Annotated in this window: 6 protein-coding genes; all 6 read left to right on the forward strand. The window is 45.6% G+C overall.

Going from position 1 to position 7,420, the window contains the following annotated elements; all coding sequences use genetic code 11:
• Window positions 1-98: 98 nt before the first annotated feature.
• The 6 genes from R7M72_RS06770 (at window position 99) to R7M72_RS06795 (ending at window position 7,264) form a co-directional block, all read left to right on the forward strand.
• Window positions 99-1,952: an ABC transporter ATP-binding protein gene (locus R7M72_RS06770; RefSeq protein ID WP_033906862.1), complete on the forward strand. Its 1,854-nt coding sequence runs from the start codon at window positions 99-101 to the stop codon at window positions 1,950-1,952.
• Window positions 1,953-2,189: 237 nt separating this feature from the next.
• Window positions 2,190-3,224, forward strand: coding sequence for a DUF4118 domain-containing protein (locus tag R7M72_RS06775; RefSeq protein WP_315957251.1), 1,035 nt, complete (start codon window positions 2,190-2,192; stop codon window positions 3,222-3,224).
• Window positions 3,221-3,919 carry a response regulator transcription factor gene (locus R7M72_RS06780; protein ID WP_062730914.1) on the forward strand — a complete coding sequence of 233 codons (699 nt, stop codon included), beginning with the start codon at window positions 3,221-3,223 and terminating at the stop codon, window positions 3,917-3,919. The genes R7M72_RS06775 and R7M72_RS06780 overlap by 4 nt, the downstream gene beginning before the upstream one ends.
• Before the next feature lie 151 nt (window positions 3,920-4,070).
• A complete protein-coding gene (locus tag R7M72_RS06785) occupies window positions 4,071-4,724 on the forward strand; it encodes a potassium channel family protein (RefSeq protein WP_005375180.1) in 654 nt (217 codons plus the stop codon).
• 1 nt (window position 4,725) lies between these two features.
• Window positions 4,726-6,090 (forward strand): TrkH family potassium uptake protein, encoded by a 1,365-nt coding sequence (locus R7M72_RS06790; protein WP_062730915.1) that lies wholly within the window; start codon window positions 4,726-4,728, stop codon window positions 6,088-6,090.
• A 247-nt stretch (window positions 6,091-6,337) separates the two neighbouring features.
• Window positions 6,338-7,264, forward strand: coding sequence for a LysR substrate-binding domain-containing protein (locus tag R7M72_RS06795; protein ID WP_005385892.1), 927 nt, complete (start codon window positions 6,338-6,340; stop codon window positions 7,262-7,264).
• The last annotated feature ends 156 nt before the right edge of the window (window positions 7,265-7,420 follow it).

Genomic DNA, 7,420 nt, shown 5'->3' on the forward strand with positions numbered 1-7,420 from the left:
ATTATCATTTGAGCTTTTGTTTCGGTATTTTACTGACTTTTGTATCAAAAGATAGTAAAACGTTCGCAAATTCATTCGCGGTACCTAAAGTCATTGTTATGTTCAATTGGTTTGAAAAGCTGACCCAACCCTTTCCCCAGATGGAAACCGAAAAGCCACCGAAGACGCTATTTGGCTTTTGTCGTTTTTACACTCGTGGCTTTGAAGCCCCTTTACTCGTTATGGCTGTGTTCAGTGCGCTTATTGCCATTACTGAGGTGACGCTGTTGCGTTATATGGGCGAGCTCGTCGATATTCTCTCTAATCAAGATCGCGCAACATTCTGGCAAGACCAGGGTGATCGCATGCTAATGATGCTGTTCTTAGTGGCGGTTGTGATGCCAGCTCTCGGTTTTGTCCACTCAATGGTGATGCACCAAACGTTATTGGGTAACTACCCGATGTCTATCCGTTGGTTGATTCACCGTTACTTGCTAAAACAAGCGGTTGGATTTTTCCAGCGTGACTTTGCAGGCCGAGTTGCGACCAAAGTGATGCAAAGTGCGTTAGCGGTACGAGAAACGGTCATGAAGCTGGTGGATGTACTGGTTTATATCAGCGTTTATTTTCTTTCGATGCTTTGGATGATGGGCGAAGCCGATGGTTTGCTAATGCTACCTATTGTGATTTGGATAGGAATGTACGCGGTTATCCAGTTCTACTTTATCCCTAAAATGAAACAAGTAGCGACAGAGCAAGCGGATGCTCGTTCTGTAATGACTGGGCGCATTGTCGATTCTTACACCAACATATCTACCGTAAAGCTATTCGCGCACTCGCAACGAGAGTTGGAATACGCAGAAAGCAGCATGAAGCAATTTTTGGTGACGGTTTACCGCCAAATGCGCATGGTGACTTGTTTACTGTTTAGTGTGGATGCCATCAACTATTTGCTGCTGATGTCTATTAGTGCCATTTCGGTTTATCTATGGCTAGATCACGCTGTAACAATTGGTGCTATTGCGATTGCCATCAGTATTGCATTGCGCGTACAAGGTATGTCGAAGTGGATCATGTGGGAAGTTAGCGCACTGTTTGAAAACATCGGTACAGTAGTAGACGGTATTAATACGATTTCAAACGATGTTGAAGTGAAAGACGTACCAAATGCTAAGCCTTTGCAAATCTCCCAAGGTGAGATCTGCTTTGATCACGTAGGTTTTAACTACAGTGACGAGAAGGCGGTATTTGAGAACTTGAACCTGACTATCAAACCGGGCGAAAAAGTCGGCATTGTCGGTCGTTCTGGGGCAGGTAAATCCACGTTGGTCAACTTGTTGCTGCGTTTTTACGACGTAAATACCGGTAAGATTTGTATTGATGGACAGGACATTTCTCAAGTCGAACAAGAGTCGCTTCGCCAACACATCGGTATGATCACGCAAGACACCTCTTTGCTGCATCGTTCAATTAAAGAGAACATTCTTTACGGTGATCCAGATGCTTCAATGGATGCCGTTATCGCAGCTGCTGAGAAAGCACATGCTCATGATTTCATTCAATCTCTACGAGACGAGCAAGGTAACGTTGGCTATGACGTTGAAGTGGGTGAACGCGGTGTGAAGCTGTCTGGTGGTCAGCGTCAACGTGTGGCGATTGCTCGCGTTCTGCTGAAAAACGCGCCAATTTTGATCATGGATGAAGCAACGTCTGCACTTGATTCAGAAGTAGAATCGGCAATTCAAGAAAACCTTGAAGTTCTGATGGAAGGAAAAACAGTGATTGCGATTGCTCACCGTTTATCAACGATTGCCGCGATGGATCGTTTGATTGTAATGGATGACGGCAAAATCATTGAGCAAGGCTCGCATTACGAGCTGCTGCAATTGGGTGGTGTTTACGCTCAGTTGTGGAAGCATCAAACCGGCGGATTTTTGTCTGAGCAAGGTGATGCTCAACTGCAAGTCATCTAATATGACGCTACACGAAAGAGGAGCAAATGCTCCTCTTTTTTGTGTCTGTCGTTTATACCGAGTAAGTAGGCGTTAATGGGCAACGTTAACTTGTGATTATTCATTGAGTTAGGCCAACTTAATGATGATTATGTTTATAACTCACTGTCGTTATTGAATTTTTTACGCTTTTTTTACGCGAACTCCGAATGGGCTTTTGCTAAAGTTTTCTACATCGAATTTTGGTTGATGTATTTTATGTTTGTTCAATGGCGAGATAACACCTTTCTCTTTTCTACTACCGTGATTGTTGGTGCGGTTGTCGTCTCATGGCTGTTAGACCAACTGTTTGGCTCTACAGCCGCAGTCCTGCTGATTTTACAGTTAGCGGTCGTGGTAGTGGCGTTTCAATGCAACTCGCGATTCGCTTATGCGGCGGCGGTGATCGAAGCGTTGAGCTTCAACTTCTTTTTCACGACGCCTCGTTACTCTTTGCAGATGTTTCGTCCGGAAGACATTTTTAATTTAGTCGTGTTTATGGTGGTGGCTTTTATCACCAGCACCTTTGCGGATCTTTATCGTCGGCAGCAGGGAGAGTTAAAACAAACCAAGCTGCAAAACAGCATCCTGCTATCGGTGTCCCATGACCTACGCACGCCGCTAGCAACCATTATTGGAACACTGACCACACTCAACGAGTACATGCCCAAGCTCAATGACTTAGAGCGTAAAGAATTGCTCGACAGTGCGACTTCAGAAAGCCATCGCTTGCATCAATATATCGAGAACCTCTTACAGGCGACTAAGCTCCAACACGGCACATTAAAAATTACCAAAAAAGATGAGCTGATTGCAGATATTGTGCGGGATGCGGTTTCTCGTTTGCCGAATTACACCGAGAAAGTTTCCATGAATATGGATGATTCCGTTGGTTATTTATCAGTAAGTCGTTCGCTCATCGAACAAGCGATTTTTAATGTGCTGGATAATGCCATGCGATTTTCGCCAGAGAATGAATCTGTTGAGGTTTCACTTTCTAAGCAGGGTTCGTCGTGCGTGATTGATGTTCGGGACATGGGGATTGGCATCAAAGCTGAAGATGCGGAAAAAATATTCAACCTTTTCTATTCCGGCGCGAACAACAAATCGGCCGATTCAGGCACCGGAATGGGACTCGCGGTTGCCAAAGGCATCATCACCGCACACCAAGGATATATTCAATCTATGCCAGTATCAGAAGGGACGCTGATCCGCATTCGACTTCCACTCAATCAAGGAGCAGAGCAGGCGTGAGTTACAAAGTTTTAGTCGTGGACGATGAGCCTCGCATTCATACCTTTATTCGAATTTCGCTGTCTGCTGAAGGGTTTGATTACATTGGCGCGAGTACCATTGCAGAAGCCAAAGCGTGTTTCGAAGCGTATTCGCCGCACGTCATTCTGCTAGATTTAGGCTTGCCCGACGGCGATGGGGCGGAGTTTCTCACTACGCTTCGTCAGACGTATAAAACGCCAGTGCTAGTGCTGACAGCTCGCGATCAAGAAGAGGAAAAAATCCGCCTTTTAGAAGCAGGCGCGAATGATTACTTGAGCAAGCCTTTTGGCGTAAAAGAGCTCATCGCGCGCATCAAAGTGCTGGTTCGAGATTTGGTGGATGAGCAAACCGTCGCTGATGAGCTGGTGGCTGGCCGAGTCAAAATCATCAAAAGTACTCACCAATTTTGGTTGGATCAGAGGGAAATTCCACTCACCAAGAAAGAGTTTTCTTTCATTGAACAGTTGATTCTCAAGCCGGGAAAACTCATTGAGCAAACTCATTTGCTAGCGGTGATTTGGGGAAAAAGTCATGTCGAAGATACTCACTACTTACGTGTGTTAGTGAGTCAACTACGCAAAAAACTGAACGATAGTGCTGACGAACAGCGGCTATTAAAAACCGAGCCGGGGTTGGGTTATCGTTTAGTGCTAGAGGCGTCCAAGCACCACTAAATTCCAAATTTAATCAACGTTAATGCCAAGGTTTAGTGCTGGTTATCGGCACTCGAACAGGATTCGTGTTGCCTATTTTCCGTGACGGAAAATCAGTCTAACCCTTGACGCATTAGCATTTTCTATACATAAAACACAGTTAGGTATTGATATGGCTCACTTTACAGTAATTGGTCTAGGGCGATTTGGCGTTGCCGCCAGCTTAGAACTTATTCATCTTGGACACACCGTAACGGGGGTGGATAGCGACCCGAAAATCGTCGAAAAATACGTCGAAGAGTTAACGCAAGCGGTCATATGTGACGCAACAGACGAAGGTGCACTCAGAGAGTTAGCGTTAGCGAACAGTGATGTGGTGTTGGTGGCGATTGGCGAAGACATGCAAGCCAGTTTGTTGTGTACGCTGGCGCTGAAAAATCTGGGTGTGAAATCTATTTGGGTCAAAGCGAGCACCAAAGCACACCACACCATCGTGTCTAAGCTTGGTGTACAACGCATTATTCATCCGGAAGAGGAGATGGGCGTAAGAGTCGCGCAGGCACTCAACTATCCGATGGTGAACAACTATTTGGAAATGGGGCATGGTTTGTATGTGGTGGAAATCCACGTTAAATCCAATCTGCACGATACGCCGCTTTCTAAGTTGATCAGCCGAGGCAGTTACAACATTCAGCCTATCTTGGTGAAGCGCGAAGAAGCCGTCTACACCAATATCAATGATGAGTTTGTGCTTAATGAGTTCGACACGCTGTTGCTTTGCGGTAGTCGCGCTGAGCTGAAATACGTCGCTCCAAGGTTGGTGTAACATGGTTTTGTGGCATCCCTCTGTTATCCCAATCGAGCGAAAACCCAAAGCGGGCAAAAAATTGTTGGGCGCACCGCCATTAATACTTAGCCTCAGCTTTGCGTGCTTGATCATGCTCGGCACGGTCTTACTCAAACTGCCGATTGCCACCACAGAGCCCATCACTTGGATTCAAAGCCTGTTTACAGCAACATCGGCCATTACGGTGACGGGATTAGTTGTGGTGGACACGGGCACGGCGTTTACGCCTTTTGGGCAAGTGGTTATTGCTTTCCTGATTCAATGTGGTGGCCTAGGTTTGATGACGTTTGCTATCGTGACCTTGCTGGCTCTGGGCGGAAAAATTGGCTTTTTGGAGCGAGCAGTCGCGAGAGAGGCGTTCAACCAGACTGATTCATCGACACTCATTGCCACTGCTAAATCTGTATTGATGTTCGCTCTGCTCGTTGAACTTATTGGTTTCACTATTTTGAGCGTTTATTGGAGTGAAGAGCTGGGCTGGGAAACCAGTTTGTTCCATGGTTTCTTCTACACCATCAGTGCGTTTAACAATGCAGGTTTTGCGTTGAGTGCCGATAGCTTAATGCCTTACGTGGACGACCCGGTCGTTAACTTCACCATTACCAGTTTGTTCATTATTGGTGGTTTAGGCTTCTCGGTTTGGATTGACTTAAAACGCAATCGCCGTTGGCATCGACTCACCGTTTACAGTCGAATGATGATCTTAGGCACGATGATCATTAACGTGGTGGCACTTATCGCGATTTATCTGATTGAATATGACAACCCCAACACGCTTGCCCCGTTGAGCGAAGCAGGGAAATGGTGGGCATCGTGGTTTCAAGCGGTGACGCCAAGAACGGCAGGGTTCAACACTTTAGCTATCGATCAGTTGGAAGATGCCACAACGGCGATCATTCTGGTGTTGATGTTTATCGGCGGTGGATCATTGAGTACGGCAAGTGGCATTAAAGTTGTGACATTTATAGTGTTAGTCTTGGCGACTTACAGCTATTTGCGTCGCGATGAAGCAACCTATGCCTTTCAACGCGAGATTCCCAAAGAGACCATCAGCAAGGCATTGGCGCTGACTCTGATCTCGGTGGGGGTGACTTGGTTTGCCATATTCACGCTGTTACTGACAGAGAAAGCGTCTATGTTAGACATTATGTTCGAAGCGGTCTCGGCACTGGGTACGGTTGGGTTATCGCGAGGCTTAACGGGCAGTTTGTCCGAACCGGGTGAGTTAGTGATCATCTTCATGATGTTTATGGGACGATTAGGCCCCCTTACTTTGGCGTACTTCTTAGCCAGTCCAAGAAAGAAAAAAGCGCGTTACGCGAGCACTAAACTGGCAATAGGGTAAATGGGCTAACTCGTACAAAGTGAGCAAAAGGCTAGACAAAAGAGGAGTAACTGCTCCTCTTTTTGTGCTCGTTGTAGCCACGAAACTGTATACGGCAGTCTCTCTCACAACAATTTATGATTCATCTCTATTTTTTATCATTTATAAATTGTCGTTTTTGAGGTGTTGTCCAGAATGGCATTATCCACGTGCAACATAAGATTGCCGGGAATAAAAATAATTACAATACTGCCTTACTGGAAGATACATGAAAATCAAACCCCTCCCACCTTTAAATAGCCTCGTTGCGTTTGAAGCGTCGGCGCGGCACTTGAGTTTTACGTTAGCCGCTGACGAGCTAAACGTGACCCAAGGTGCTATCAGTCGCCAAATTAGACAATTAGAAGAATACTTAGGCAAGGCTATGTTCACGCGAGCCAATCGAAGCATTAATTTAACGCCTACAGGTCTTCAATATTATCAAGCTGTCAGCCAATCTTTGCTCGATATTGCTCAAATCACGGGTGAAGTGAAGAAGTGGCAGGGCGAACAAAAGATCACGGTTGCGACGACAAATGCAATGGCAGCCTTGTGGTTGTTGCCTAAGGTTGCTCAATTTCAAAATGAACATGATGACATCGATATAAGAATATTGGCCTCAGATAATGTGTTGGACTTACGCCGATTAGATTGCGATCTCGCCTTGTTTTATTGTCGCACTCCACCTGCGGAAATGGATGTGACAACGCTATTTTCAGAAGAAGTATTCCCTGTGTGTAGCCCGCTTTATTTAGAGAAAATCGGCCAGCCTAGTGAGCCAGAAGAAATCTTCAATAAAACGTTACTCTATCTGGAGGAGTCTCAAAGAGATTGGGTGAATTGGGAGCAGTGGTTTGCGAGTGTAGGATTGCCAAATATTTCGCCTCGTAATCGCATGAACATCAATAACTATCCAATGCTGTTACAAGCGGCAATTAATGGTCAGGGCATCGCGTTAGCCTGGGGATCATTAGTGGACGACTATTTACAAAGCGGTGCTTTAGTTAGGCCAGTCGAACACGTGCTTTCAACACCTTCCAATTTCTCTATGCTTGAACCTAAAAATAGAGGTTTAATCCCAGCAAGCGTCAAGCGTTTTAGAGAGTGGCTTTTGCAACAGTTGCCAGATGAGGTGGGTGATCGAGGTTTAGCCTAAATCAATAAGCAGAGAAAATAACAGAGTTTGGTCATGTTAAAAAAGCGGGAGTACCAGTTCCCGCTTTGTTTTAATTGATTGTGCCGTCCTAAATAAGGTTGACACTTTCCACCCCCAAAATTGGAGAGTGTTATGAAATCAACAACTAAAAGAACT

It is taken from the genome of Vibrio sp. YT-18, assembly GCF_033337345.1.
GTDB classification, from domain to species: domain Bacteria; phylum Pseudomonadota; class Gammaproteobacteria; order Enterobacterales; family Vibrionaceae; genus Vibrio; species Vibrio alginolyticus.

Bases quoted from the DNA above. Each gene is read 5' to 3' on its own strand.
- R7M72_RS06770 (WP_033906862.1), top strand. From the start codon at position 99: ATGTTCAATTGGTTTGAAAAGCTGACCCAACCCTTTCCCCAGATGGAA.
- R7M72_RS06775 (WP_315957251.1), top strand. From the start codon at position 2,190: ATGTTTGTTCAATGGCGAGATAACACCTTTCTCTTTTCTACTACCGTG.
- R7M72_RS06785 (WP_005375180.1), top strand. From the start codon at position 4,071: ATGGCTCACTTTACAGTAATTGGTCTAGGGCGATTTGGCGTTGCCGCC.
- R7M72_RS06790 (WP_062730915.1), top strand. From the start codon at position 4,726: ATGGTTTTGTGGCATCCCTCTGTTATCCCAATCGAGCGAAAACCCAAA.
- R7M72_RS06795 (WP_005385892.1), top strand. From the start codon at position 6,338: ATGAAAATCAAACCCCTCCCACCTTTAAATAGCCTCGTTGCGTTTGAA.